This is a genomic window from Pseudomonas sp. BF-R-26, assembly GCF_019947395.1.
In the GTDB taxonomy this organism is placed as follows: domain Bacteria; phylum Pseudomonadota; class Gammaproteobacteria; order Pseudomonadales; family Pseudomonadaceae; genus Aquipseudomonas; species Aquipseudomonas farris.
The window spans coordinates 227,613-252,722 of the sequence record NZ_JAGYGK010000004.1; the positions used below are offsets into that span (position 1 = coordinate 227,613).

General features: G+C 56.0%; 22 protein-coding genes and 1 pseudogene. 16 read left to right on the forward strand and 7 right to left on the reverse strand.

What is annotated here, in order from left to right; genetic code table 11:
• Positions 1 to 151 precede the first annotated feature (151 nt).
• The 4 genes from KGB18_RS07055 to KGB18_RS07070 all read right to left on the reverse strand — a co-directional run bounded on the left by KGB18_RS07055 (position 152) and on the right by KGB18_RS07070 (position 7,127).
• Positions 152 to 1,573, reverse strand: a complete 1,422-nt coding sequence (locus KGB18_RS07055; protein WP_123722836.1) for an efflux transporter outer membrane subunit — start codon at positions 1,571 to 1,573, stop codon at positions 152 to 154.
• The gene (locus KGB18_RS07060) at positions 1,570 to 4,761 is read right to left on the reverse strand and encodes an efflux RND transporter permease subunit (protein ID WP_201060387.1); all 3,192 of its coding nucleotides are present in this window, start codon (positions 4,759 to 4,761) and stop codon (positions 1,570 to 1,572) included. Before KGB18_RS07060 ends, KGB18_RS07055 begins: the two co-directional genes overlap by 4 nt.
• Before the next feature lie 15 nt (positions 4,762 to 4,776).
• Positions 4,777 to 6,030, reverse strand: coding sequence for a multidrug efflux RND transporter periplasmic adaptor subunit MexE (gene mexE, locus KGB18_RS07065; RefSeq protein ID WP_201060388.1), 1,254 nt, complete (start codon positions 6,028 to 6,030; stop codon positions 4,777 to 4,779).
• A gap of 494 nt (positions 6,031 to 6,524) precedes the next feature.
• Complete coding sequence (locus KGB18_RS07070) at positions 6,525 to 7,127, reverse strand: XRE family transcriptional regulator (protein ID WP_003202223.1); 603 nt, start codon at positions 7,125 to 7,127, stop codon at positions 6,525 to 6,527.
• Between the two features lie 161 nt (positions 7,128 to 7,288).
• Between KGB18_RS07070 and KGB18_RS07075 the strand changes: the two genes are divergently transcribed.
• Positions 7,289 to 7,984, forward strand: a complete 696-nt coding sequence (locus KGB18_RS07075; protein ID WP_065946807.1) for a B3/4 domain-containing protein — start codon at positions 7,289 to 7,291, stop codon at positions 7,982 to 7,984.
• 29 nt (positions 7,985 to 8,013) lie between these two features.
• On the forward strand, positions 8,014 to 8,907 hold the full coding sequence (locus KGB18_RS07080) for a dihydrodipicolinate synthase family protein (protein WP_150675445.1): 894 nt from the start codon (positions 8,014 to 8,016) through the stop codon (positions 8,905 to 8,907).
• 56 nt (positions 8,908 to 8,963) lie between these two features.
• Here KGB18_RS07080 and KGB18_RS07085 read toward each other — a convergent pair whose 3' ends face one another.
• Positions 8,964 to 9,446, reverse strand: coding sequence for a DinB family protein (locus tag KGB18_RS07085; RefSeq protein ID WP_223569595.1), 483 nt, complete (start codon positions 9,444 to 9,446; stop codon positions 8,964 to 8,966).
• Positions 9,447 to 9,695: 249 nt separating this feature from the next.
• Here KGB18_RS07085 and thrC point away from each other — a divergent pair, with 249 nt between their 5' ends.
• The 13 genes and pseudogenes from thrC to KGB18_RS29985 all read left to right on the forward strand — a co-directional run bounded on the left by thrC (position 9,696) and on the right by KGB18_RS29985 (position 21,546).
• On the forward strand, positions 9,696 to 11,099 hold the full coding sequence (gene thrC / locus KGB18_RS07090; RefSeq protein ID WP_223510693.1) for a threonine synthase: 1,404 nt from the start codon (positions 9,696 to 9,698) through the stop codon (positions 11,097 to 11,099).
• 14 nt (positions 11,100 to 11,113) lie between these two features.
• Positions 11,114 to 11,551, forward strand: a complete 438-nt coding sequence (locus KGB18_RS07095) for an Lrp/AsnC family transcriptional regulator (RefSeq protein WP_003202213.1) — start codon at positions 11,114 to 11,116, stop codon at positions 11,549 to 11,551.
• Between the two features lie 117 nt (positions 11,552 to 11,668).
• Entirely contained in the window at positions 11,669 to 12,718 is a 1,050-nt protein-coding gene (locus KGB18_RS07100; RefSeq protein ID WP_150675448.1) for a homoserine dehydrogenase, read from the forward strand.
• 2 nt (positions 12,719 to 12,720) lie between these two features.
• Positions 12,721 to 14,139, forward strand: coding sequence for an aldehyde dehydrogenase family protein (locus KGB18_RS07105; RefSeq protein ID WP_223569596.1), 1,419 nt, complete (start codon positions 12,721 to 12,723; stop codon positions 14,137 to 14,139).
• 51 nt (positions 14,140 to 14,190) lie between these two features.
• Positions 14,191 to 15,393 (forward strand): trans-sulfuration enzyme family protein, encoded by a 1,203-nt coding sequence (locus tag KGB18_RS07110; RefSeq protein ID WP_191629724.1) that lies wholly within the window; start codon positions 14,191 to 14,193, stop codon positions 15,391 to 15,393.
• A 139-nt stretch (positions 15,394 to 15,532) separates the two neighbouring features.
• Positions 15,533 to 15,850 (forward strand): DMT family transporter, encoded by a 318-nt coding sequence (locus tag KGB18_RS07115; protein WP_150675451.1) that lies wholly within the window; start codon positions 15,533 to 15,535, stop codon positions 15,848 to 15,850.
• A gap of 170 nt (positions 15,851 to 16,020) precedes the next feature.
• A complete protein-coding gene (locus tag KGB18_RS07120; protein ID WP_045792160.1) occupies positions 16,021 to 16,803 on the forward strand; it encodes a transporter substrate-binding domain-containing protein in 783 nt (260 codons plus the stop codon).
• Positions 16,804 to 16,855: 52 nt separating this feature from the next.
• Positions 16,856 to 17,584 carry an ABC transporter permease gene (locus KGB18_RS07125; protein WP_045792159.1) on the forward strand — a complete coding sequence of 243 codons (729 nt, stop codon included), beginning with the start codon at positions 16,856 to 16,858 and terminating at the stop codon, positions 17,582 to 17,584.
• Entirely contained in the window at positions 17,581 to 18,291 is a 711-nt protein-coding gene (locus KGB18_RS07130) for an ABC transporter permease (RefSeq protein WP_045792158.1), read from the forward strand. Before KGB18_RS07125 ends, KGB18_RS07130 begins: the two co-directional genes overlap by 4 nt.
• Before the next feature lie 52 nt (positions 18,292 to 18,343).
• On the forward strand, positions 18,344 to 19,105 hold the full coding sequence (locus KGB18_RS07135) for an ABC transporter ATP-binding protein (protein WP_045792157.1): 762 nt from the start codon (positions 18,344 to 18,346) through the stop codon (positions 19,103 to 19,105).
• Between the two features lie 12 nt (positions 19,106 to 19,117).
• Positions 19,118 to 19,621, forward strand: a complete 504-nt coding sequence (locus tag KGB18_RS07140) for an Lrp/AsnC family transcriptional regulator (RefSeq protein ID WP_223569649.1) — start codon at positions 19,118 to 19,120, stop codon at positions 19,619 to 19,621.
• A gap of 35 nt (positions 19,622 to 19,656) precedes the next feature.
• A pseudogene (locus KGB18_RS29980) lies at positions 19,657 to 20,688 on the forward strand (cache domain-containing protein); the annotation flags it as partial.
• 93 nt (positions 20,689 to 20,781) lie between these two features.
• Positions 20,782 to 21,546: a methyl-accepting chemotaxis protein gene (locus KGB18_RS29985; protein ID WP_411736812.1), complete on the forward strand. Its 765-nt coding sequence runs from the start codon at positions 20,782 to 20,784 to the stop codon at positions 21,544 to 21,546.
• A 27-nt stretch (positions 21,547 to 21,573) separates the two neighbouring features.
• Here KGB18_RS29985 and KGB18_RS07150 read toward each other — a convergent pair whose 3' ends face one another.
• Both KGB18_RS07150 and KGB18_RS07155 read right to left on the reverse strand, forming a co-directional pair.
• Positions 21,574 to 22,209 (reverse strand): LysE family translocator, encoded by a 636-nt coding sequence (locus KGB18_RS07150; RefSeq protein WP_013693447.1) that lies wholly within the window; start codon positions 22,207 to 22,209, stop codon positions 21,574 to 21,576.
• A 505-nt stretch (positions 22,210 to 22,714) separates the two neighbouring features.
• Positions 22,715 to 23,629 (reverse strand): LysR family transcriptional regulator, encoded by a 915-nt coding sequence (locus KGB18_RS07155; protein WP_223569597.1) that lies wholly within the window; start codon positions 23,627 to 23,629, stop codon positions 22,715 to 22,717.
• A gap of 268 nt (positions 23,630 to 23,897) precedes the next feature.
• Here KGB18_RS07155 and KGB18_RS07160 point away from each other — a divergent pair, with 268 nt between their 5' ends.
• Positions 23,898 to 24,920, forward strand: coding sequence for a zinc-dependent alcohol dehydrogenase family protein (locus tag KGB18_RS07160; RefSeq protein ID WP_123722834.1), 1,023 nt, complete (start codon positions 23,898 to 23,900; stop codon positions 24,918 to 24,920).
• Positions 24,921 to 25,110: the final 190 nt, after the last annotated feature.

Genomic DNA, 25,110 nt, shown 5'->3' on the forward strand with positions numbered 1-25,110 from the left:
ATGTGCAATCGTCATCGCGGGCAAGCCCGCTCCCACAGGGGATGTGGTGGATTCAACAAGCGTGCATGACAAAAAAAAGCCCCGCGACCGAATGAGGCGCGGGGCAAAGAAGTTGGTTGGTTGCGGCCAACCAAAGGAGCTCTTTAAAACGTTACTTGCTGGCGACCGTCTCTGGTTGCCAGCCGCCGCCGAGAGCTTTGTAGATGGCGACAATGCCGCGATACAAATCGACTTCAGCCTGGGCCTGGGTGTCTTCGGCTGCCAGGCGCTCGCGTTGAGCATCGAGCAGCACGAGGAAGTCCACGGTGCCTTCGCGGTAGCGAATGTCGGCGAGATCGGCAGCGGCGCGGCTTGATTCGCTTTGACGAATCAGCGAGATCAGGCGCTGCTGACGTTTACCGTAATCGCTGAAGGCGTTTTCCGACTCTTCCAGCGCCAACAGGACTTGCTGCTCGTAGGTCGCCAGGGCGCCTTCGGCTTCAGCATCGGCACCACGCAAACGGGCGCGCACGCTGCCCAGGTCGAACGCCGCCCAGGTAATGCTTGGGCCCAGTGCCCAGGCGTTGGCCGCCGAGGAACCGATCTGCGAACCGCGCCCGGCAGTGAAGCCGAGGAAGCCGCTGAGGCTGACCCGTGGGAACAAATCAGCCTTGGCCACGCCAATACGGGCGGTGGCGGCCGCCAGTTGGCGTTCGGCGCTGCGGATGTCTGGACGCCGTTGCAGCAGTTCGCCCGGATCACCGATCGGCAGGGCCTTGGCGATCGCCGGCAAGTCTTTTGGACTCAGGTCGACGGTTAGCTTGTCCGGACGCTCACCCAGCAGGGTGGCGATGCGGTTGCGCTGACGCACCTGTTCGGCCTGCAGTTGCGGCACGCTGGCTTCCACAGAGGCCAGACGCGCATCGGCGCGAACCACGTCCAGCTGATCGCCGACACCGGCATCACGCAGGCTTTCGGTGATCTTGCGCGATTCCTGCTGGTTGTTCAGGTTGGCCAGGGCGATCTTTTCCCGCAACTGCGCACCGCGCAGTTGGCCGTAGGCGTCCACCAGTTCGGCAATCATGGTGACTTGCAGTTGGTAAAGATCGGCTTCGGCGGCCTGCTGTTCGGCGTCGCTGGATTCCAGGTTGCGCTGGATGCGACCGAACAAGTCCAGTTCCCAGGCCATGTCCAGCCCTAGGTCATAGCGTTCACTGCTGACGCGTTTAGTGGTCTGGCCGGGAATCTGTCCTTTGGCCAAATCACTGCTCGCGCGGCTGGTGATGGTCGGCATGGCGTCGTTGCTGACGTCATCGCGAATCGCCCGGGCCGCTTTCCAGCGGGCGAAGGCCACGCGCAAATCACGGTTGCCTTGCAAGGATTGCGTCACCAGCTGGTTGAGGGTCGGATCCTCGAACTGCTGCCACCAGATGCCTTCGAAACGGGCGCGGTCAAAATTCTTCTGACCGGCGCTGCCATCGGTGGCGGCCGTGATGTTGGCCGCCTCCGTCGCTGGGGTTTTGTAATCCGGGCCAACGGCGCAGGCACTCAGGGCCAGTACCAGAAGGCTCGGCAGGAAGGCTTTCAGGCTCATTGTTGCGCCTCCACTTGCTTTTCCAATTTCAGCGCCTTGGCCGCTTTGCGCGCTTCACCGCGCTCCACAAAGTTACGAATCAGTACGTAGAACACCGGCGTCAGCAACAGACCGAAGAAGGTCACCCCGAGCATCCCGGAGAACACCGCCACACCCATGGCATGACGCATTTCGGCACCGGCACCGCTGGAGAAAACCAGAGGCACAACACCCATGATGAACGCGAAGGAGGTCATCAGGATCGGCCGCAGACGCAGACGGCAAGCTTCCAGTACCGCTGCCAACGGGCCGAGGCCTTCTTCCTGTTTATCCTTGGCAAACTCGACGATCAGAATCGCGTTCTTACACGCAAGTCCCACCAGTACGATCAAGCCGATCTGGGTGAAGATGTTGTTGTCGCCGCCCGAGGCAATCACACCAGTAATGGCCGACAGCAGGGTCATCGGAACGATCAGGATCACCGCCAGTGGCAGGCTCCAGCTCTCGTATTGAGCCGCGAGCACCAGGAACGCCAGCAGTACGCAGAGCGGGAACACGAACAGCGCCGTGTTGCCGGACAGAATCTGCTGGTAGGTCAGGTCGGTCCACTCGTAGGTCATGCCGTTGGGCAATTCGTCCTTGAGCAGTTTCTCGATGGCTTTCTCGGCCTGGCCGGAGCTGTAGCCGGGGGCTGCCGCACCGTTGATTTCAGCGGTGATGAAGCCGTTGTAGTGCATCACGCGGTCCGGCCCCGAGGTGTCGCTGACCTTGATGAAGGTCGCCAGCGGAATCATCTCGCCCCGGTTGTTACGCACTTTCAGCTGACCGATCTGGTCCGATTCGAGGCGGAACTGTTGCTCAGCCTGAACGTTGACCTGATAGGTGCGACCGAAGCGGTTGAAGTCGTTGGCATACAGCGAACCCAGGTAGATCTGCAGGGTGTCGAAGATGTCACTGACGGCAACGCCGTGGGTCTTGGCTTTTTCCCGGTCAATGGCGGCATCGACCTGCGGCACGTTCACTGTGTAGCTGGTGAACAGGCCGGCCAGTTCCGGCACGCTGTGGCTTTTGGTGATGATGTTCATGGTTTCTTTGTACAGCTCGTCATAGCCCAGGTTGCCCCGGTCTTCGATCTGCAGGCGGAAACCGCCAATGGTCCCCAAGCCTTGTACCGGCGGCGGCGGGAAGATCGCCATATAGGCTTCCTGAATCCCGGCGTACTGGCCGTTCAATGCACCGGCAATCGCACCGGCGGACATGCTCGGATCCTTACGCTCGTCGAATGGTTTGAGGGTGACGAACACGATGCCGGAGTTAGGGCTGTTGGTGAACCCGTTGATCGACAGACCCGGGAAGGCCACCGCGCTTTCCACGCCAGGCTGTTTCAGGGCCAGGTCGGACATGCGCTTGATCACGTCTTCGGTACGGTCCAGGCTCGCGGCATCCGGCAGTTGCGCGAAGGCCACCAGGTATTGCTTGTCCTGGCCAGGTACGAAACCGGTCGGGGTGTTGGAGAAACCGAAGAACGTCAACACCATCAGGCCGGCATACACAAGCAGGGCGATACCGCTGCTGCGGATAACCCGGCCCACGGTGCCGACATAGCCGTGGCTGGCCTTGTCAAAGAAACGGTTGAACGGACGGAACAACCAACCGCCGAAGATTTTGTCCAGAACCTTGGAAAAACGGTCTTTCGGCGCGTCATGACTCTTGAGCAATACCGCAGCCAGAGCCGGCGACAAGGTCAACGAGTTGAAGGCCGAGATCACGGTCGAGATCGCAATCGTCAGGGCGAACTGTTTATAGAACTGCCCGGTCAACCCGGAGATGAACGCAGCCGGGATAAACACTGCGCACAACACCAGCGCCGTCGCGATGATAGGGCCGGTCACTTCACGCATCGCACGCTTGGTGGCTTCTACAGGGGCTAATCCGAGCCCGATGTTTCGCTCGACGTTCTCCACCACCACAATCGCATCGTCGACCACGATACCGATGGCCAGTACCAGCCCGAACAGCGACAGGGCGTTCAATGAGAAGCCGAACAGGTGCATCACGGCAAACGTACCGATCAGCGAAACCGGCACCGCCACCAATGGGATGATCGAGGCGCGCCAGGTTTGCAGGAACAGGATCACCACGAGCACAACCAGGATCAGCGCTTCGAAGAGGGTGTGAACCACCGCTTCGATCGAGCCGCGCACGAAGATCGTCGGGTCATAGACGATGCTGAAGTCCATGCCTTCCGGGAAGTTCTTCTTCAGCTCGGCCATTTTCTCCCGAACATCGTTGGAGATCTGGATCGCATTGGAGCCAGGGCGCTGGAAGATCGGGATCGCCACCGCCGGCTGGTTGTCCAGCAGGGAGCGCAGGGCGTATTGGCTGGAGCCGAGTTCGACGCGAGCGATGTCTTTCAGACGAGTGATTTCACCATTTTCGCCGGAGCGAATGATGATGTTCTCAAACTCTTCTTCGGAAACCAGACGGCCTTGCGTGTTCACCGACAGCTGGAACGCGGTGGCATTCGGCGCAGGCGGAGCGCCCAGGGCACCGGCCGCCACTTGACGGTTCTGTTCACGAATCGCGGTGACCACATCGGTGGCGGTCAGGTTACGCGAAGCAGTCTTGTTCGGATCGAGCCATACCCGCAGCGAGTAATCGCCCATACCGAACAGCTGCACGTCACCGACACCGCCCAGACGCGCCAACTCATCCTTGATGTTGAGCAAGGCGTAGTTGGACAGGTAAAGCATGTCGTAGCGTTTGTCCGGCGAGGTCAAGTGCACAACCATGGTCAGGTCGGGCGACGCCTTGTCCACAGTGATACCGATGCGCGTCACTTCCTCGGGAAGTTTGGGCTCGGTCCGGGTCACGCGGTTCTGAACCTGTACCTGCGCGTTATCCAGGTCAGTGCCCAGGGCGAAGGTGATGGTCAGGGTGATCTTGCCGTCAGCGGTGGACTGCGAGGACATGTACAGCATGTTCTCGACGCCGGTGATGGCTTGCTCCAACGGAGCGGCCACGGTTTCACCGATGACTTTAGGGTTGGCGCCCGGGAAGTTGGCACGGACCACAACGGTCGGCGGCACAACTTCCGGGTATTCGCTGATCGGCAACTGGAACAGCGAGATGGCGCCGGCGATCAGGATCAGCAGCGACAGTACCGCTGCAAAGATCGGCCGTGAAATGAAGAATTGGGAAAAATTCATCGGAGTAATTGTCCCTTAACCGCGTGGAGTGGCAGCTGCCACTTTCACAACTGCACCCGGCGCGACCTTGGCAGGTGCGACTTGAGGCAGGTTGCTGGCTTCCAGCGCTTGTCGTTGTTGTGCGAGGGCCGCGAGGGTTTCCTGGCTGGCCATCGGGATCACTTCAGGGGTGACCGGTGAACCAGGGCGAACCCGTTGCAAGCCCTTGACGATGATGGTGTCGTCCTTGTTCAGGCCACTGCGCACGATGCGCAGACCTTCGATCTTCGGACCCAGTTCGACAGGGCGGTAAGCCGTTTTGTTGTCGGCATCCATCACCAGCACGAACTTTTTACCCAGGTCGGTACCGACCGCTTCGTCGTTGATCAACACCGCGGAGTAAGTGCCGCTGCCCACCAGCTTCAGGCGTGCATAAAGACCCGGGGTGTAAGTGCCGTCGCTGTTGTCGAACACCGCACGACCGCGGATGGTGCCGGTCTTCGGGTTGACCTGGTTGTCGACGAAGTTCATCTGACCCTGGTGCGGGTTGCCGTCTTCATTGGACAGGCCGAGGTAAACCGGGGTAGTTGCACCGCGTTGACCCTGGCGGGCGAGCTGGGTGTATTTAAGGAAGACACGCTCGTCGGCGTCGAAGTAGGCGTAGACCTTGTCGGTGGACACCACGCTGGTCAGCGCGGTGGTATCGGCGGTAACGAGGTTGCCGGCGGTGATTTCCGCACGGCTGACACGGCCGCTGATAGGCGCAGTGACGCGGGTGAAGCTGAGGTTCAGTTTGGCCAGGTCCAGTTGCGCCTGGAGGGCGCCGACGGCAGCGCGGGCTTCTTGAGCCGCGCTGGTGCGCGAGTCGGCGAGTTCAGCGGAAATCGCGTTGCTGGTGCGCAGACGTTCGCCGCGCTGGGATTCGTTTTCGCTGCGGGTGGCGGTGGCACGAGCCTGGGCAACCAGGGCTTCGAGGCGGCGGACCTCAGCCTGGAATGGACGCGGGTCGATCTGGAACAACAGATCGCCTTTCTTGACCAGCGCGCCTTCGGTGAAGGCCACGTCATCGATCTGGCCGGAAACCCGTGGACGAATCTCTACCGTTTCCGGCGCTTCAAGGCGCCCGGTGAATTCGTCCCACTCGTTGACCGGTTGTTCCAGCACCTTGGCCACGCTGACCTTGGCCGCGGGCATGGTGGCGGCAGCGTCCGGGGTCTTGCCGCAAGCGCTCATCACCAGCACGGCCAACACGGCCAAGGGGAAGCGCAAATGTTTGAGTGACTGTTCCATGGATGCATCCGCCAATGTATTGAGATGGACGGATGATGCTTGGCGGGGTTGTATGGCACGAATCGAATGAACCGAAGGTAACTATCATTCGGAATGATATAAGCTCAAAGCGAGCCCTCTAGCATGCACCTTCCGTTAGTGGGCTATCAAATGAAATGATGACAAATCAGTGTTGCAGGGAGTGTAAGGGATTGACCCGAAACCGTGTCACGGCTTTCGCGGGCAAGCCTCAACCCAAAACTCAGGATCAAGCCAGACTATCCGGATCCCCAAAAAACATTTTGACTTGGCTCTAGAACAATGTTTTCAGGCAGAAAAATTTCAAATATGCCCCCAGTTTTGCCCCCAGTTGCATGCGATGCACTCGCAATTGCGAGTGCGCGCCCTGGCGGTGATGCTACGTGGGGCTTGATGGCTTTCGGTGGCACAGCCCTTTTGAAATTGGCTGGTTCGCCCGCCTTACATATGCTCACTGGCTGCCAGTCTGCCGGTATCTACTGATGCATCTCCGTCACGGACATGGTGAACACCAACTTGGATCTGCCAGCGTTGGAATAGGAATGAGGTACATCGGTTTTCGCCACTGCCGAACTCCCCGCAGGGATGACCAACTCTGTTTCCCCTACCACGCATTTCAGCGTGCCTTTCTCCACATGAAACAGTTCAAGCGTGCCCTGAGGATGCCCCTGTGAAGCGAAAGATTCGCCTGGATGCATTTCCCAACGCCACAGCTCGATCATATTAGGGCCGGACGTTCCCGCCAGGAGGCGCGCCGTTCCTCCCAGGTCACCGGTCCAGAGCGTGGGGATGTCTTGGCTGTCGATGATATGGGCGGATGGGGCTTCGGTCACATTGACGATGTCTGCAACAGACAGTCCAAGCGCGGCGGCGATTTTGCAAAGGATGCCGATACTGGGGTTCGCCGTACATTTCTCTATTTCGACGACCATTCCTTTGCTCACCCCTGAGCGGCGGGAAAGCTCATCCAACGTGATCTTCTTTGCTTTGCGCGCCTGTTTGAGCGTGCGCGCGACGGCCAGGCTGACGGCTTGAGCGTCAGCACCAGAGGTAGTCGACAGGCTGGTATTCGTGGTCATTGATGAGGGTCATGAGAAAAAATGTGTAGGGATTCTCGGCCTTTAACGATCGCCCCGTCAATCTGCACACGCGTTATAGTAGATGATAATGGTCATTATATTGACTTTATTGGTCGTCACTGACTAGCATGAAATGACATTTGGATTCCTGGAGGTTTTTGATGCTGTCCGTACTGCCGTTGATCGATCAAGCCGTTGCAGAATTGGCTCCGGAGTTCAGGGCCCTGAGCATTGTGGTGGGAGCTGCGCCGCTGATTCATCCTGAGGTTGCTCAGTCTGCGCTGGATCGCGCTTGCAAGGCCGTGCAGGAAGGTGGGCCAAGCTGGGGAGAAGCGCACCTGGCCGCATGGGCGGAGACATTCCGAAAGTTCGGCGCAAAGCCGCAGCGGACGCCTTGTTCAGCTGAGGCGCTGCGTAAACGGGTTTTACGTGACGGAAGCTTGCCGAGCCTGGATCCCATCGTCGATCTCTACAACGCAATCAGTATTGAGTACGCCATCCCTGTTGGCGGGGAAAACATTGAAGCCTATGTGGGCTCCCCACGGCTGGTAGTCGCCGATGGCACCGAGCCTTTTGACACCATGAAAGAGGGCGCTCCTGCTTTCGAGTATCCAGACCCCGGCGAGGTTGTCTGGCGCGATGACAAAGGCGTGACCTGCCGTCGCTGGAATTGGCGGCAAGGTGTCAGAACCCGTCTCGGTGCTGACGCGAAGAGCATGTGGTTCATTTTGGAGAGCTTGCCGGCGATGCCGCTTGAAGCCTTGACGGAAGCGGGGGACAAGCTGATCGAAGGGTTGCAGCAAATGATGCCAGGCGTCCAGATCGAAAGCTCACTGATTGGTCTTGGGGTCAAATAGTCGACGAGCCACTGCAAGGAGTGATGACGATGTTTACCGGCCTTAGTGCATTTCCTCTGACACCTATGAATGAGCGAGGGGTGGACGAAAATGCTTTTACCCGTCTTGTGCAGCAACTGGTGGCGGCGAAAGTAGATTCCATCGGGGCTCTCGGATCCACCGGAAGTTATGCGTATCTTTCTCGCGCCGAACGTTCTCGAGTTGCGCAGTTGGCGGTAGAGGCGGCGGAGGGTGTGCCTGTGATGGTGAGCATCGGAGCGCTGCGTACACGCGACGTTTTGCTGCTGGCCGAGGATGCGCAAGCCGTGGGAGTCAAAGCCTTATTGCTGCCACCCGTGTCGTATCAAAAACTGACTCAGGACGATGTTTTTTCGATGTACGAAATGGTTTCGGCCAACGTCTCAGTCCCGCTATGTGTCTATGACAATCCGGGTACCACCCATTTCGATTTTACCGATGAGTTACATGGGCGTATCGCGGAGTTACCCAACGTCAGATCAATCAAAATTCCGGGCGTCCCCGACGCGCCGCACCTGGCCAGGGAGCGCGTGGTACGTCTGCGAAAATTGATTCCGAGCCACGTGACGATCGGAATAAGCGGCGATGCGTTAGCGGCTATTGGCATGAATGCCGGCTGCGATGCCTGGTACTCCGTCATGGGCGGTTTGTTCCCCAACACAGCGCTCGCAATCACGCGAGCTGCATTGTCAGGGGACGCCGCTGAAGCCGCGCGCCTTTCTGAATCGTTGAAGCCGCTCTGGGCTTTGTTCAGGCAATTTGGCGGTAGCTTTCGAGTGATAGCAACAGCGGCGGAGCTTCTCGGGTTTACTCACTCTCCGAGTCTACCCCTGCCGCTCAGAACCATCGCCGGGGAAGGGCGAGAGCAAATTGCTGCGGTGATCCAGGCGCTTGAATTGAGCTGAATGTTGACAGGGATGTTCTGCCTCACCCTTGGTGGGTGAGGCAGAAGTCCCAATATCTACAGCTTCAAAAACGTTGTGAAATGATCCTGGTGCCCCTCCAGAATGTCCCTTGGGAGGATTGTGCCAACAGCGCCTCGATGCTGCAGGCCATGAGAAAGTACATGAGCAAGGATTTGCTCCTTGGTCATGTTGCCGGGTTTGCCGTCCTTGAAGATAAATGCCACCGGGTCAGACAGCTCCGTTGCAGTGACTGATTTTGTGTAGTCAACAAACCACTGATTTGCCTTTGTGAATGCCTCTTCCAGCTGACGAATGTCTTGCCGTTGCTCAGTGACGACGTCGTCAAATTCCTCCGGTTTACCTTGCAGTCTGGCGATGAACAACTGGTCCACAATATTGATGTGCCTGAGCCAATAACAGGCCTTCTCCATTTCCACAGGGAAGGACTGTGCAATGGGCGCTTTCAAGCACCGGAATAGCGCCTCCTCAGACCATGCCTTGTACTGATAAAGCGAGTGCAGCAGGTTTTTGGCACACATGGTGTTCTCCCATTTTCTAAGCGTCTTTCTAAGCGTCGTCGGCCCTTGGCACATCACAGGAGCTGGGACAAAGGGGGGGCGTGCAACGGAGCGGAATACCGTTGGCGAGATATAATAGTCACTATATTGACTTTTATAGTCAATGGTATGAAGCTTCATCAAAGGCGATTAACGCCGCCGCATTGAACTCCAACAGAGCCCCACCTTGCAGGTGGCCCGCTCGGAAATGGCTTGAGGGTGTCTTGGATCATGAAGTACGTCAGCACACGGACCCCTGGTAGAACATTCGATTTCAGCGAGGTGCTGATGGGGTCGTACGCGCCTGACGGTGGCTTGTACGTGCCCCACAAGGTGCCTCGCTTCAAAAAGGAGGAACTCTCAAAGCTCGAATGGTTGCCCTTTCATGAATTGGCTCGCTATGTAATCGAGCCATTTTTGGGGGGCTGGATCGAGCAAGGTCAGCTGTCCCGGATGCTTGAGGAGACCTTTGATTGTTTTAAAAGCAACGCAGTGACACCGCTGTACCAGACAGCAAGTAACGAGTGGATACTCGAGTTGTTTCATGGGCCGTCAGGCGTCTATCAAGACTTTGGCCTTCAATTGATGTCTCGCTTTATCAATCACGATTTGCTGAAGTCTGGAAAGAAAACGCTGATGGTAGGTTGTACAGGCGGAGATACAGGGGTTGCTGCAATAAAAGCATTTTCGGGAATGAAGGGCGTTACTGTGTTGGTGTTACATCCCGCCAAGGGTTTAACCACGGAGGATCGCCGACGCTTACTGAGTAAGGACGAAGGAAATGTTGTCAATATTGCGGTCGACGGAGATTATTCTGATTGTCATCGTTTATGTGAGCAGTTCCTGAAACAAAATAATGATGCGCAGCAGTATCTTATTTCGTTCAACTCAGTGCATTGGGTTCGCATACTCGCACACCTGTCCTTCTATTTTTATTCCGCTCTTCAGCTCGGCGCGCCTAAAAGAGAGGTTGCTTTCAGTGTGCCGACTGGGAATTTTGGCGCCCTGTACGCTGGTTATATTGCCAAGCAAATGGGGCTGCCCATTCGACAGCTAATCGTTGCCACGAATGCTAACGCCGGATTGCATAACTTTCTCCAATCAAATCTGTACAGTCGAAATGAGATTCGTACGACCAGAACGCCCACTATGAATGTTTCATTAGCCTCTAATTTTGAGCGCTTGCAGTGGAGTATTTTAAATCGATGTGGAGAAAAAGTAGCTCGTAATATGCAGTTGTTAGAAGGCGAGGGCACCATCCACTTAGAGCAGGATGAATGGTTGGAGGCGCGCAAATTGTTTGACTCACTGGCTGTGGACGATGCGGACGCATTCAGTTGTATTCATGAGGTCTTTGCACAGAGTGGGTATCTTGTCAGCCCCAATACCGCTATCGGCTTGCGCGCTGCACGTGCGAGCAGGCGCAGCTTGCTGATCCCCATGATTTGCCTGGCGACGACACATCCGTCGAAGATTGGCGCTGCAACCCATAAGTCGGAGATTGTCGGCCACCTGAATACAGGCGGTGCTCCTGCAGTCGCCGAACAAGACTGTACTTCAATTGCTAACGACATCAGGGCGCTGACCTCGCTGGTCAAGGCCTTATCCAAAGACACGGAGTCTCACTCGTTATAAGTTCGGAGCCAGAGATGAAACGTGTTTTAGATAAAGTTGATGAAAAAATTTTGGAAGAGCTCACCCGAAATGCACGGTTGGCCCACAACGATATTGCCCTAAAAGTTAATTTGTCCAGGAATGCAGTCAGGCTGCGGATTGAGCGACTGGAACGTGATGGTTATGTCCGAGGCTACACAATTATTAAAGGTATGCCCTCAGCCGATGCAGGCCCCATTAATGCATTGATCTTCGTTTATCGTCAGGACCGTATGCGAGATTCAGAAGTTGTTCGCTCCGTTGGTGCAATGCCTGAAGTCATTTCCTGCAATGTGATGAGTGGCGACCTTGATATCGTACTGACGGTTCAGGCGATGAATGCAGATCGTATCCACAGGGTATGGAGTGAAATTTCGGCGCTGCCGGGTGTCCTGAACACCGTGACCTCTTTTGTGCTGTCCAGCACTAAGTAGCAAGTTGCGTTGTTGCGTGAGCATTTTGCTCGTAACAACGTTCTGTTTGCCATATTCGTAAAGTTAAGTTGGCGGATTACTATCTCAGCACCACAACATAACAATGAGAACCCTGTCGTGACTGAATACAAAATTGCGTTGCTTGGTTTTGGTGGCGTTAACCGCGCGCTGACTCAGCTTATTGCCGATAAGAATTCGCGCTGGGCGGATGAGTTAGGTTTCACGTTGAAGATTGTCGGTGTCAGTGACCTTTACCTCGGCTCAATCATTAACAAAGACGGCTTGGATGCTCATGAATTGGCTGCAGTGCCTGCTGCTAAAGGCGGCTTCAGGACGCTACCCGGCGGCAGTGCTGAACCGGCGAACGAAACCGTCATCCGTTTCTCAGGTGCCGATATTGTGGCTGAAGCAACCTTCACCAATCCTGTGGATGGTGAACCGGCTACTACCTTCTGCCGCTGGGCGTTGGAGAAGGGCGTCAGTGTCGTGACCACCAACAAAGGGCCTGTGGCGTTGCATGCACAAAGCTTGAAGGCGCTGGCCGATAGCGCCGGTGCCCGCTTTGAATTTGAAGGTTCTGTCATGAGCGGAACCCCGGTTATCCGTTTGGCCAAGGAGTCACTGGCAGGCTCGGAAATCACCGGCTTCAAAGGGATCCTCAACGGCACGTCAAACTTTGTCCTCTCCAGCATGGAGACGGGGTTGGACTTCTCGAGTGCTGTCGCAAAAGCCCAGGAGTTGGGTTATGCCGAAGCCGATCCAACAGCGGATGTAGAAGGGCACGATGTGCGCTTGAAGGTCGTCATCCTCGCCAATGAACTACTGGGCGCAAAACTCAAACCAAGCGATGTCTTGTGCAAAGGGATCTCTGAAATCACGGCCAAGGATATCGCCGAGGCAACGAAAGCGAATGCCCGTTGGAAGCTGATTGGCAGTGCAGAGAAACGGAGCGATGGCTCGATTTCGGCCTCGGTGAGTCCACAGCTATTGCCATCGAGCGACGCACTCTCAGCAGTGAGCGGAGCCACCAACGCAATCACGTTCAATACCTCCATTCTCGGTCCCGTCACCGTAGTGGGGGCAGGGGCAGGTCGTTTTGAAACCGCCTTCGCATTGCTCGCCGATATCGTGAGCATTCACAACCACAAAACCACGTCAGGTAAATAATCATGAATAGCTTGAGTCTCTCGCTCGCTGCTGATTATAAGGCCATTAAGGTGCTCAGCCCGTTTGACGGCAGCAAGGTGGGGGAAGTGGCAGACATACCTGCATCCTCAGCCACCACGATAGTCGACACTGCTATTTTGGGGGCCTTGATTGCCAAGGATCTGCCGCGACATGAGCGCGCGCGTATCTTGGAAAAGGCCGCAAGCTCAGTCGAGCGTGACAAGGAGTCCTTTGCCAAACTGATCGTCGCGGAGTCGGGAAAAACGCTGAAGCAGGCGCGAAAGGAGGTGTTGCGCTGCGTCAACACCTTGAAGTTGTCTGCCGAAGAGTCCAAGCGTAATGCCGGTGAAGTCATCCCTTTTGATGCTTATGTCGGGTCTGAATCCCGTCAGGGCTGGTTCACCCGTGAACCGTTGGGCGTCATCGTCGCCATCACCCCTTACAACGACCCGCTTAATCTGGTCGCACATAAATTGGGACCTGCCATTGCAGGGGGAAATGCGGTCGTTCTCAAACCGTCTGAGCTCACACCGCTGTCAGCGATCAAGTTGGTGGAGTGCTTGATCGATGCGGGCCTGCCTCCGGTTGTCGTCACCGTCGCTACAGGCGGCGCCGCGCTGGGCAAGGCGTTGGTGGCCCACCGTGCGGTGCGCATGGTGTCGTTCACGGGCGGCTTCGTCACCGGTGAGCAGATCGCTCACACGGCTGGCCTCAAGAAGCTGGCGATGGACCTTGGCGGTAATGCACCGGTCATCGTGATGGCTGATTGTGATTTGGATGATACGGTCGATTCATGCGTGTCGGGCGCTTTCTGGGCGGCCGGTCAAAACTGCATCGGTACTCAGCGGATCCTCATCGAGGCCCCACTCTACGAGGTCTTCAAAACGCGCTTTGTTGAGCAGACCCGTAAGTTGATCGTTGGCAACCCTGCTGATGAGCAGACGGACGTGGGGCCGATGATTACTGAGGCATCAGCCAAGCGTACCGAAGAGGTGGTCAATGACGCCATTGCCCAAGGCGCCACCTTGTTGTTTGGCAACACACGCAACAGCTCGCTCTATTCACCTACCGTGCTGGAAGGCGTCGACCGCCATTGCAAGTTGTGGTGCGAAGAAGTGTTCAGCCCGGTGGTCATCCTCCAGAGCGTTGCGTCCCTGGATGAGGCATTGACGCTGGCTAACGAACCTGAATACAGCCTGCATGCCGGGATCTTCACCAGCAATCTGAACGTTGCAATGACAGCCGCCAAACGACTGGAGGCGGGCGGGGTGATGATCAACGACTCTTCCGACTATCGCTTCGATGCAATGCCTTTCGGCGGTTTCAAGTACGGGAGCATGGGCCGTGAGGGCGTACGTTTCGCTTACGAAGATATGACGCAGCCCAAGGTTATTTGTATCAACGGTGTGAGTGGAAGCTAAACAACTCGCTCGACTCAAGAATGAATCACACAACAATAAAGAGGAATCGACATGCGCCCCGATAAGCACAATCTTTCGACATTATCTGCAGCGACGCTGGCTGTTCATGGCGGGAATGTCGCGGATGCCACGAGTGGCGCCGTCCGTACGCCGTTGGTCATGGCTAACTCCTATCTTCTGCCGGAAGATCCGGCGACCATGGATTGGTCGAGCCCGGATGGTCTCGTGTACACGCGCAATCAAGGCCATAACCAAGTCTGCCTTGAGAAGAAACTCGCGGCCCTTGAGGGGTGTGAAGACGCCGTGGTATTCGCGACCGGTGTCGCTGCTTTGCACTCGGTGTTTTTTTCATTCTTGAAAAGTGGCGACCACGTCATTGTCAGTGACATCACCTACCAGGCGGTCTGGCGGCTTTTTGCAGAACTACTGCCTGAACGTTACGGTATTGAAGCAACCTTCGTAGACGTCGGTGACCTGGAGTCGGTGCGTAAGGCTATTCGGCCCAATACCAAGTTGATCCACACCGAAACGATCGCCAACCCCACCACCAAAGTTGCAGACATTGCCGCACTGGCTGAGATTGCACACGTGCATGGCGCGCTTATCTCTGTGGATGCCACGTTCACGCCCCCGCCATTTTTCCGTGCGAGTCAACACGGTGTCGACTTCGTCATTCACTCACTGACCAAGTACATCAACGGTCATGGTGATGCCATGGGTGGGGTGGTGATCGGCTCTAATCAGCTGATCAACAAGATCAAGAATGATGCGTTGGTTGACCTCGGCGCGACCATTTCGCCGTTCAACGCGTGGATGATCATGCGCGGATCGGTCACGTTGCCACTGCGCTTGAAGCAATTGTTGAATACGGCCGAAAAGTTGGCTCAGTTTCTGGATGGCGATGATCGGATTGCCTACGTCTATTACCCAGGCTTGCCTTCCCACCCGCAGCACGAATTGGCGCGTCGGCAATTTGCGGGCAAGGGTTATGGTGCGGTAATGGCGTTTGCCGTAGAGGGTGATCCTGATACCCAGAACCGTTTTGTGTCGAACCTGCGCATCATCACGTCGGCCGTTTCATTAGGGCATGACGAATCGCTGATCGTGCATGTGGGTGCAGAAGGTCGGGGGGGCTTTGATAAGTACCCTGAGGAGTTCCGCCAGTATGGTCATTTGCGTTTTTCTGTCGGGCTGGAAGATCCAGATGACTTGATCAAGGATATTACGTTCGCGCTGGATGCAACATTCAAGTGATTTGAATACAGGCGTCATGTAACCAGGGTTTGGTCAACCCGTCTTTACCCCCGTGCTCGCGGGGGTTTTTTTAATAAGGTTGGCGCGTTAGTGTTCTCTAGCGCGAACTATCTGTTTGCCTGTTATTTGGGAGTTGCTCATGGCTTGGGTAAGTTTGATCATTGCAGGTCTATTAGAAGTTGTCTGGGCTTTTTCGATGAAGCAATCCGAAGGGTTTACGCGGTTAGTGCCAACGGTAATTACATTCATCACCGTGATCGCCAGTTTTGCGCTGCTTTCGTTCTCGATGAAGAACTTGCCACTGGGCACGGCGTATACCATCTGGACCGGTATCGGCGCGGTGGGTGCGTTTGCGGCGGGTATTTTCTTCATGGGCGAACCCGCCACGCTGTTGCGGATCGTGGCGGCCGTATTGATTGTCAGTGGTTTGTTAATGATGAAACTGGTGTCTGCTTGAAAGGCGAGCATTTTGCTCGTGATAACGTTCAATTTGCCATATTCGTAAAGTCGCCGTACTCAGGTAACGTTCAAGTCAAGGCGCTGGCCTTGGTAAATAATAAGTGTCACGTTTAACGCTGTCAGATGTTTACTGCCCTTAATCCAACTACAATACCTAGGGATGTACTTATGATTTCGCTAAAAAAGTTGTATGTGATAATGGGCTTGGCGTTGTGCACAAGCGCAGTGTCGGCCAAAGAATACTCCACCTTGCGTTTCGGCGTAGATGCCAACTACGCACCGTTTGAGTCCAAGGCAGCCGATGGTAGCCTCAAGGGATTTGATATTGACCTGGGCAACGCGATTTGCGCCAAGCTTTCAGTCAAATGCATCTGGGTGGAAAGCGATTTTGATGGCCTGATCCCGGGCCTCAGAGCCGGTAAATTCGACGGCATCCTGTCATCCATGACCGTAACAGCCACTCGTGAAAAAGCCATTGATTTTTCAAACGAGCTTTTTTCCGGGTTCACGTCCTATGTGTTCAAGAAAGGTTCGGGCCTGAGCACAGATGTGGCATCACTCAAAGGCAAAACGGTTGGCTATTTTCAAGGCAGTATCCAGGAAGCCTACGCCAAGGCCGTACTGGACAAAGCCGGGGTAAAAATCCAGTCCTATCAGAACCAGGACCAGGTGTATTACGACCTGGTAGCGGGGCGGCTGGATGCATCCCTGCAGGATGCGCTTCAAGCTCAACTGGGTTTTATCAACTCACCCCAGGGCACTGATTACGAAATGAGCCCGTCGGTGGAGAGCCCCTACCTTCCCTCCAAAACAGCCATCGGCATCGCCAAGGGCAATACAGAGCTCAAGGCGTTGCTGGATAAAGCGATCCAGGCCCTTCACGACGATGGCACCTATGATTCGATCCAGAAGCAGCACTTTGGCGATCTGAATCTTTACAGCGGCAAATAACCACCCGGCGCTCGTCCGCCGGATGGGCGTTTTTCGCTATAGGTTGTTGATCATGTTCGAAACACTATTAGGCGCATTGGGGCTCTCTGCATTCAGCCTGCAAGGCTTCGGCCCTCTGCTGCTCGAAGGCGCCTGGATGACCGTCAAGCTGTCCCTGTGCTCCCTGGTACTTAGCGTATTGCTCGGGCTGATCGGGGCCAGCGCCAAACTTTCCAGTCTTAAGCTGCTGCGCTTGCCGGCGCAGCTCTACACCACGCTGATTCGTGGGGTGCCCGATCTGGTACTGATGCTGTTGATTTTCTACAGCCTGCAAACCTGGCTGACGGTCATCACGGTGGCGTTGGGCTGGGAGTACATCGAAATCAATCCCTTCGTCGCAGGAATTATCACCCTTGGGTTTATCTACGGTGCTTATTTCACCGAAACCTTCCGCGGCGCCATGCTGGCAGTGCCCCGTGGCCAGGTCGAAGCCGCTACCGCCTATGGGTTAAGTCGTGCTCAGCGTTTTCGCTTTGTGGTGTTCCCGCAAATGATGCGGTTTGCCCTCCCGGGGCTGGGTAACAACTGGATGGTGATTCTCAAAGCCACCGCATTGGTGTCGATCATCGGTCTGGCTGACTTGGTTAAAGCTGCCCAGGACGCGGGAAAAAGCACCTATCAATTGTTCTTTTTCCTGGTACTGGCTGCACTGACCTACCTGATCATCACCAGTGTCTCCAATTTCGTCCTGGGCTGCCTGGAAAAACACTACGCCGCGGGTTCACGGGAGGCGGTGCGATGATCGAACTACTACAAGAGTACTGGCGGTCATTCGTCTACAGCGACGGCCAGCAAATTACCGGTCTAGCCATGACGTTGTGGTTGCTCAGTGCATCGCTGTTCATCGGCTTTGTCGTATCGATTCCACTGTCCATCGCTCGAGTCTCGCCGAGGTTTTACGTGCGCTGGCCGGTGCAGTTCTACACCTACCTGTTCAGGGGCACACCGCTCTATATCCAGCTGCTGATCTGCTACACCGGGATCTATAGCCTGGCAGCAATACGTGCTCAGCCTGTGTTGGATGCATTTTTTCGCGATGCGATGAACTGCACCATTCTTGCCTTCGCCTTGAACACGTGCGCCTACACCACAGAGATATTTGCCGGGGCCATTCGCAACATCGCCCATGGCGAGGTCGAGGCGGCAAAAGCGTATGGCCTCTCGGGATGGAAGCTCTATGCGTTTGTGATCATGCCGTCAGCCTTGCGTCGCTCGCTGCCGTATTACAGCAACGAAGTGATCTTAATGCTGCACTCGACCACGGTGGCATTCACCGCCACGGTACCGGACATTCTCAAAGTCGCCCGTGACGCGAACTCTGCGACCTTTTTAACCTTTCAATCGTTTGGGATTGCGGCACTGATTTACCTGGCGGTGACCTTTACGCTGGTCGGCCTGTTCCGAATTGCCGAACGTCACTGGCTGGCTTTTTTAGGGCCGACTCACTGAGCCTTGTTTCTGACAGGGCTGCTCCCAATCCGCTTAGAGGATGATTGCGAACATGTACAAATTGACGGTTGACGGGCTACACAAAAGTTACGGTACCCATGAAGTACTCAAGGGCGTTTCCCTGCAAGCCAAAACGGGCGATGTCATCAGCCTGATCGGCGCCAGCGGCTCGGGAAAGAGTACGTTCCTGCGCTGTATCAATTTTCTCGAAACACCTAACGACGGTGCCATGAGCCTGGATGGCAAACCGATCTGCATGGTTAAAAATCATGCGGGATTGCGTGTGGCGGATGATCGCGAGCTGCAACGACTGCGTACCCGTTTGGCCATGGTCTTCCAGCATTTCAACCTGTGGGGGCATATGACTGTGCTGGAAAACATCACCATTGCCCCGCGCCGGGTGCTAGGCGTCAGCAAACAAGAAGCGGAGGACCGAGCCCGGCGATATTTGGAAAAAGTAGGTTTGCCTGCCCGTGTTGCCGATCAGTTCCCTGCGTTTCTTTCCGGTGGTCAACAGCAGCGGGTAGCGATCGCCCGCGCCCTCGCCATGGAGCCCGAGGTCATGCTATTCGACGAACCCACCTCGGCGCTCGACCCTGAGGTGGTGGGCGAGGTGCTCAAAGTCATCCATGGGCTTGCTGAAGAGGGGCGCACCATGATCATGGTGACCCATGAAATGGGGTTTGCACGCAAGGTGTCGAACCAACTGCTGTTTCTTCATCAGGGACTGGTTGAAGAGCAGGGCGGACCTGAGATTCTGGATAACCCACGAAGCGAGCGCCTGCAGCAGTTTCTGTCCAACGGGCTGAAGTGAAATGCCTTGGCTATGACCAGCGTAAGAAAGAACCACGGGGCCTCTGAGTGTTTGGGACGTATCGATGAAGCCATCGTCGACGTGCTGCGCCGCAACGGGCGCATCACCTATAAAAAACTCGCCTCACTGGTGCACTTGAGCGAGAGCCCTTGTCAGCAACGCGTTCGCAAGCTGGAAAGGCTGGGAGTCATCCGCGGTTACGGTGCGTTCATTGACGAGCACAAGCTATCACCCGGTTTGTCTCTGGTGGTTCTGGTGACGCTGGCTGAGGGCAGGGGATGCAACACGCAAAAGGTATTTGAGGCCCTTGTCAGTGCTTGCCCGCAAGTCATTGAGTGTCACCTGGTGAGTGGTGCGCTTGATTACTGCCTCCGAATGCGCTGCCGGAATATGGAGCATTTCCGCTCAGTCACTGAATGCTGGCTGGAGAGCACTGAACTGCACATCGAGAAACTGGCGGCCTATCCGCAGTTGGCCGTCATCAAGCCTTCATCGACGCACCTTGGTATCGAATAACAACTACAACACCCCAAGCCTATGGATAAACCATGATGATTGCCAACCTGAAGTTCAGTCATAAGGTATTGCTTGCGGCATCATTTGTTATTGTCGCAGCGTTTTCGCTTTTTACGCTTTACAACGACTCGATTCAGCGCAAAACCATCCGCACGAACCTTGAAAACCATCTTGAAGAAATGAGCAAGATCACGGCCGCAAGCGTTCAGTCCTGGCTCTCTGGGCGGATACTTCTGGTTGATCATGTTGCCCAGACGGTTGCCAATGATCCAGCGCCGCAAAACATCACGCGGCTGCTGGAGCAGAGGTCGTTGCTGTCGACGTTTACCTTCACTTATCTAGGTAGTCGTGACGGTAGTTTCATCATCTGGCCGAAGGACGATCTACCCGCTGATTACGATCCTCGCACCCGGCCTTGGTATACGGACGCAATGACTGCCGGAGGGACCACACTGACTGAGCCGTATCTGGACGTGACGACGGGTCAACTGATGATGACCATTGCAACGCCGGTCAGTCACGACGGCCAGGCGCTTGGAGTGGTAGGCGGGGATCTGACACTGGAGACGCTGGCAAACATAGTCAGCTCGCTCGATCTGGGTGGAATTGGCTATGCCTTTCTAGTCAACGCTGATGGCAGGGTGCTGGTTCATCCAGAAAAAGAACGGGTGATGAAGCAACTGAGCGATATTTACCCCCTGAACACGCCAGCACTTAGCACCCATATCAGCGAGACGGAGCAGGAAGGAAAACCTCAAATTTTGATGTTCTCGCCGATCAAGGGGCTGCCTTCGGTGAACTGGTATGTCGGTTTGTCCATCGACAAAAGTAAAGCTTACGGGGCACTTGGTGATTTTCGCACTTCCGCCATTTTGGCGATGGTTATTGCCGTGGCGACCACGCTGCTTCTGCTGGGCCTGCTTATTCGCGTACTGATGCAGCCCCTGAGGTTGATGGGTACAACCATGCGGGATATCGCCCAGGGAGAGGGCGACCTTACCCGCCGCTTGAGTGCGCATTCGAAAGATGAGTTCGGAGAACTGGCCGCAGACTTTAACCTTTTCGTGGAGCGCATCCAGCACTCAATACGTGAGGTGTCTTCTGCCACCAAGCATGTCAATGAAGTGGCTAGACGCGTGACGCAGACCTCCAGTGCCTCCATGACAAACTCGGATGACCAGGCCAATCGCACCAACAGTATTGCAGCGGCAATTAACGAGCTGGGTGCGGCGGCCCAGGAAATTGCGCGTAACGCTGGTGACGCTTCCCTTCAGGCGTCGGATGCCCGACGCCAGGCAGAAGATGGCCGCGAGGTAGTGACCCAAACGATAAATGCCATGGACGAGCTATCAGGAAAAATCCGCACTTCATGCAGCAACATAGAGGCGCTGAATGGTAAGACGGAAAATATCGGACGGATTCTTGAAGTGATCAAAGGCATTTCCGAACAGACCAACCTGCTGGCACTCAATGCCGCCATCGAAGCCGCGCGGGCGGGTGAAGCCGGGCGTGGTTTTGCTGTGGTAGCTGACGAAGTTCGCAGCCTGGCTTACCGCACTCAGACGTCGGCCCAGGAAATCCACACAATGATTGAGGCGCTTCAGCTTGGCGCACGTGAGGCGGTGCTCACCATGAATGAAAGCGAGCGCTACAGTAAGGACTGCGTGATTATCGCCTACCAGGCCGGTGAGCGGCTGGGCAGTGTCAGTCAGCGCATCGGCGAAATTGACGGAATCAACCAGTCGGTGGCGACCGCAACTGAAGAGCAAACTTCAGTCATCGATTCGCTGAACGTGGACATCACCGAGATCAAAACTCTCAACCAGGAAGGGGTGGAAAACCTTCAGGCTACACTGCTTGCTTGTGACGATCTTGAACGGCAAGCCACACGACTCAAGCAGTTGGTGGATGGCTTTCGAACTTAGGCCATCCTCGCAAGGGTTGGCTTTGAATCACGTGCGGGAGAACAGCAGCCTAAAACCTGCGGCGCCAAAGACCAACGCAAGGGTGCCTTCAATCCATCCGCGCGCCCTGCGATACCCCCGAATCATCGGTGCCGTGGAGAAAACGATCGCATAGCCGCAGAAAATAGTAATGCTCAACACGGCACAGCCAGCCAGGATGATTACAACCGTTTCAGGCGTCGCTTGTGGTCCTAAACCCAGTGTCATCGTTGCGATCCAACCCAGTAAAGCCTTTGGGTTGGTAAGGTGCATAAGCAAGCCCCGCCGGTAGAGGCCAAAGCCCGAGACGGTTGGTGCTGCGGCCAGCGCTTTCTCAATTTGCTCGTCAGGTGTCAGAGCAGAACGTCCCGCTTTCAGGGCTAGGAACAGCAAGTACGCTCCGCCGACGATCTTGAGTACGAAGAGTGCCTGGGTGAATTGAAGCAGAATGGCCGAGACGCCTGTGGCGGCCATTGATCCCCAAAAAAAAGAACCACTGATAACTCCGGCTGCAAGCATCAGCGCAGGTTTTCTGCCTTGGTGCATGGCAACGCCCATGATCCGCATATTGCTGGGGCCCGGGCTTGCAGCTCCAACAATGTAGGCGGTAAAAACGAGTAGAAGGTGGTGAAAATCAAATGACATTAATGGCCCCTTGAGTGGTGCGTAATAACCAGCAGCTTAAGTGTTCACAAGCTATCCGTCATTGCGTTCTTTAGTCGCATTTTCTGGCTGATTTAATTTTCATGTCATGGGACTGGATCGCGCTGAATGTGGTGTTTTCCATCGCCAACGTCCGGGATCGTGATACACCTTAGAAAACCGCGAAGAGGTCAGCATGGACCGAGCAAAGGGAACCGCTATTCTCGACAAAACCTTCGGCGTTCTTGAAGCGACTTGGGAGCGTCTCACTGAGTGAGACGCTGGCACGGCATAGTCCTCAGCCGAGTTTGCCCACGTCAATCCCATCACCAGTGTGTGACTTTTTCGAGATTGGGCTGCTGGACCTTAGGCTGGGGGCATCCTTTTCAAACCATCCCAAACATGCCCTCAGATTTGCCCCCAGGTGTCTCATCCTCTGGAAGTGGATAGATCTCCATGGTCTATGAAAAGGCAGAAATGATTAGCTGAATAGCCTGCCAGATGACGCCTAGAGACTCTCAGGGTCGCCAAAGAACATCTGAATCCGCGACCTTAACCAACGCTCACCCGGGTCATTATCCTGCGACCCACGCCAAGCCATGTGCAATTCAAAACTACGCACCGGCAACGGCGGGTCTTCCGCGCGAACGCCACCGGCCGCGGTCAACGCTTCAGCTGTGTAATCAGGCACGGTCGCAACGATATCAGTCCCGCTGATCAGCGTACTGAGCCCATTGAACTGCGGCACCGCCAGCACCACATGCCGTTTGCGGCCGAGTTTCTCGAGCTCTTCATCTATAAAGCCGCTCAGGTCGCCCGCGAACGAAACCAAAGCATGGGGGCGCTCGCAGAAATCATCCAGGCTCAATGGCCCCGGCACCGTGTCGGCCCGCAGCAGTTTCGGCATGCTGCGGCGCAGCACTTTGCGCTTGGCGTTGGCTGGCAGATCGGCGGTGTAGCTGACGCCGATGGAAATCTCGCCCGAGGCCAGCAGGTTCGGCATCAGGATGTAGTTGGCCCGACGCACCACGAGCACGATCCCCGGCGATTCCGCGCGCAGCCGCTTGAGCAGCATCGGCAGCAGCGCGAACTCGACATCGTCCGACAAGCCGATGCGGAACACCGCGGTGCTGGTCGCCGGGTCGAATTCCGCCGCACGACTGACCGCGGTGGAAATCGAATCCAGGGCCGGCGAGAGCAGGGCGAAGATTTCCACCGCTCGGGCGGACGGCTCCATGCTGCGACCGGTACGCACGAACAGCGGGTCATCGAACAGCCCGCGCAGGCGCGAGAGCGCCGCACTGATGGCCGGCTGGCCGAGGAACAGTTTTTCCGCAGCGCGGGTCACACTGCGTTCGTGCATGAGTGTTTCGAAAACGATCAACAGGTTCAGGTCGACACGACGCAGGTCATTACGATTCATCTGGAGTCCTGGCAGATTCAGCAAACTTGACGTGAGCGGCCATATGAGAAGAATGGCCGGCATGAATCTTACGGGCAAAGGCTGGTACTCTGCACAGAGTAATTCAGTTTTTTCTGAAAGGCTGCTTCGGTTTTTACGGCATTGGATGATGTCGCCGTCGCTGCGGAATCAATGACAGGCATGTCGACTATTAATAGCCACTGATGGTCTTGGGTAGAAAGCCCAGATAGAGTTCAGGGCATTAGAGGTTACTTTGACGAGGTTTGCGATGTCCCGCACGATCCGTTTTCACAAGTTTGGTCCAGCCGAGGTGCTCAAATGCGAAGAGCATGCGGCCGCTCTGCCTGCGCCGGGCGAAGTGCAGGTGCGCGTCGAAGCGATAGGCATCAGCTGGTACGACATTCTCTGGCGCCAGAACCTGGCCTCATCCCATGCTCGTCTGCCTTCAGGCCTTGGTCATGAAATGGCTGGCGTGGTCACGATGGTCGGCGACGGCGTCGATGATCTGGCCGTTGGTGACAAGGTCGCCAGCTTCCCGGCCGAGAGTCCCAATGACTACCCGGTTTACGGCGAACAGATCGTTCTGCCGCGCTCGGCGTTGACCCGCTACCCGGATGTACTTACCCCGATCGAAGCCAGCGTGCACTACACGCCGCTATTGATCGCTTATTTTGCCTACGCTGACCTGGCGCGAGTCAAACCCGGGCAATTTGCCCTGGTGACCGACGCCAGCCACTGCGCCGGTCCGTCGTTCGTACAACTGGGCAAAGCCCTCGGTGTGCGAGTGATTGCAGCGACCAAAACCGCGGATGAGCGTGAGTACCTGCTGTCCCTGGGCGCCGAGAAAGTCATCGTCACCGAAGAACAGGATCTGCTGATGCAGATCAACAAGATCACCGATAACCGCGGCGTCGATGTGGTGTTCGATGGCCTTGGCGGGCCGCAGATGTCGCTGCTCGGCGATGTGCTCGCACCTCGTGGCAGCCTAGTGCTCTATGGCCTGCAAGGGGGTAACCAGACGCCATTCCCGGCCTGTGCGGCGTTCCAGAAGAACATTCAGTTCTTCGTGCACTGCATCGGTAACTTCACCGGCAAGCCGGAACTGGGCATCGTCCAGGATCAGGCCGCACTGCAACGTGCCCTGCGTGATATCAACCAATTGACCGCGGACCGTGTGCTGCTGCCGCTCAAGACCCGGGTGTTTCCGTTTTCCGAGTTTGTCGAAGCACACCGCTATATGGACGAATGCCCATGCCGCGAACGGGTCGCCCTTCAGGTCGAGCCTGCGTAAGCTGTTCCTCTGCAAGAGTCCGTGAGAGCACGGACTCTTCTGCTGGCAGTCACTCCCAAATGAGACGTCCATCGATCTGTCGGTGGGCCGGTTCAGCAACTGAACTGGTTTTTGCTCTCAATCTGTATCTTCTAATCATTATATAAGCCCTGATAATTGAATGATTAATTTCATCTCAAGGAAAGAGTCA

What these genes read in the sequence shown, in the direction of transcription:
- KGB18_RS07055 (WP_123722836.1), bottom strand. Translation starts at nt 1,573, where the DNA reads ATGAGCCTGAAAGCCTTCCTGCCGAGCCTTCTGGTACTGGCCCTGAGT.
- KGB18_RS07060 (WP_201060387.1), bottom strand. Translation starts at nt 4,761, where the DNA reads ATGAATTTTTCCCAATTCTTCATTTCACGGCCGATCTTTGCAGCGGTA.
- mexE (WP_201060388.1), bottom strand. Translation starts at nt 6,030, where the DNA reads ATGGAACAGTCACTCAAACATTTGCGCTTCCCCTTGGCCGTGTTGGCC.
- KGB18_RS07070 (WP_003202223.1), bottom strand. Translation starts at nt 7,127, where the DNA reads ATGACCACGAATACCAGCCTGTCGACTACCTCTGGTGCTGACGCTCAA.
- KGB18_RS07075 (WP_065946807.1), top strand. Translation starts at nt 7,289, where the DNA reads ATGCTGTCCGTACTGCCGTTGATCGATCAAGCCGTTGCAGAATTGGCT.
- KGB18_RS07080 (WP_150675445.1), top strand. Translation starts at nt 8,014, where the DNA reads ATGTTTACCGGCCTTAGTGCATTTCCTCTGACACCTATGAATGAGCGA.
- KGB18_RS07085 (WP_223569595.1), bottom strand. Translation starts at nt 9,446, where the DNA reads ATGTGTGCCAAAAACCTGCTGCACTCGCTTTATCAGTACAAGGCATGG.
- thrC (WP_223510693.1), top strand. Translation starts at nt 9,696, where the DNA reads ATGAAGTACGTCAGCACACGGACCCCTGGTAGAACATTCGATTTCAGC.
- KGB18_RS07095 (WP_003202213.1), top strand. Translation starts at nt 11,114, where the DNA reads ATGAAACGTGTTTTAGATAAAGTTGATGAAAAAATTTTGGAAGAGCTC.
- KGB18_RS07105 (WP_223569596.1), top strand. Translation starts at nt 12,721, where the DNA reads ATGAATAGCTTGAGTCTCTCGCTCGCTGCTGATTATAAGGCCATTAAG.
- KGB18_RS07110 (WP_191629724.1), top strand. Translation starts at nt 14,191, where the DNA reads ATGCGCCCCGATAAGCACAATCTTTCGACATTATCTGCAGCGACGCTG.
- KGB18_RS07115 (WP_150675451.1), top strand. Translation starts at nt 15,533, where the DNA reads ATGGCTTGGGTAAGTTTGATCATTGCAGGTCTATTAGAAGTTGTCTGG.
- KGB18_RS07120 (WP_045792160.1), top strand. Translation starts at nt 16,021, where the DNA reads ATGATTTCGCTAAAAAAGTTGTATGTGATAATGGGCTTGGCGTTGTGC.
- KGB18_RS07125 (WP_045792159.1), top strand. Translation starts at nt 16,856, where the DNA reads ATGTTCGAAACACTATTAGGCGCATTGGGGCTCTCTGCATTCAGCCTG.
- KGB18_RS07130 (WP_045792158.1), top strand. Translation starts at nt 17,581, where the DNA reads ATGATCGAACTACTACAAGAGTACTGGCGGTCATTCGTCTACAGCGAC.
- KGB18_RS07135 (WP_045792157.1), top strand. Translation starts at nt 18,344, where the DNA reads ATGTACAAATTGACGGTTGACGGGCTACACAAAAGTTACGGTACCCAT.
- KGB18_RS07140 (WP_223569649.1), top strand. Translation starts at nt 19,118, where the DNA reads ATGACCAGCGTAAGAAAGAACCACGGGGCCTCTGAGTGTTTGGGACGT.
- KGB18_RS29985 (WP_411736812.1), top strand. Translation starts at nt 20,782, where the DNA reads ATGACAAACTCGGATGACCAGGCCAATCGCACCAACAGTATTGCAGCG.
- KGB18_RS07150 (WP_013693447.1), bottom strand. Translation starts at nt 22,209, where the DNA reads ATGTCATTTGATTTTCACCACCTTCTACTCGTTTTTACCGCCTACATT.
- KGB18_RS07155 (WP_223569597.1), bottom strand. Translation starts at nt 23,629, where the DNA reads ATGAATCGTAATGACCTGCGTCGTGTCGACCTGAACCTGTTGATCGTT.
- KGB18_RS07160 (WP_123722834.1), top strand. Translation starts at nt 23,898, where the DNA reads ATGTCCCGCACGATCCGTTTTCACAAGTTTGGTCCAGCCGAGGTGCTC.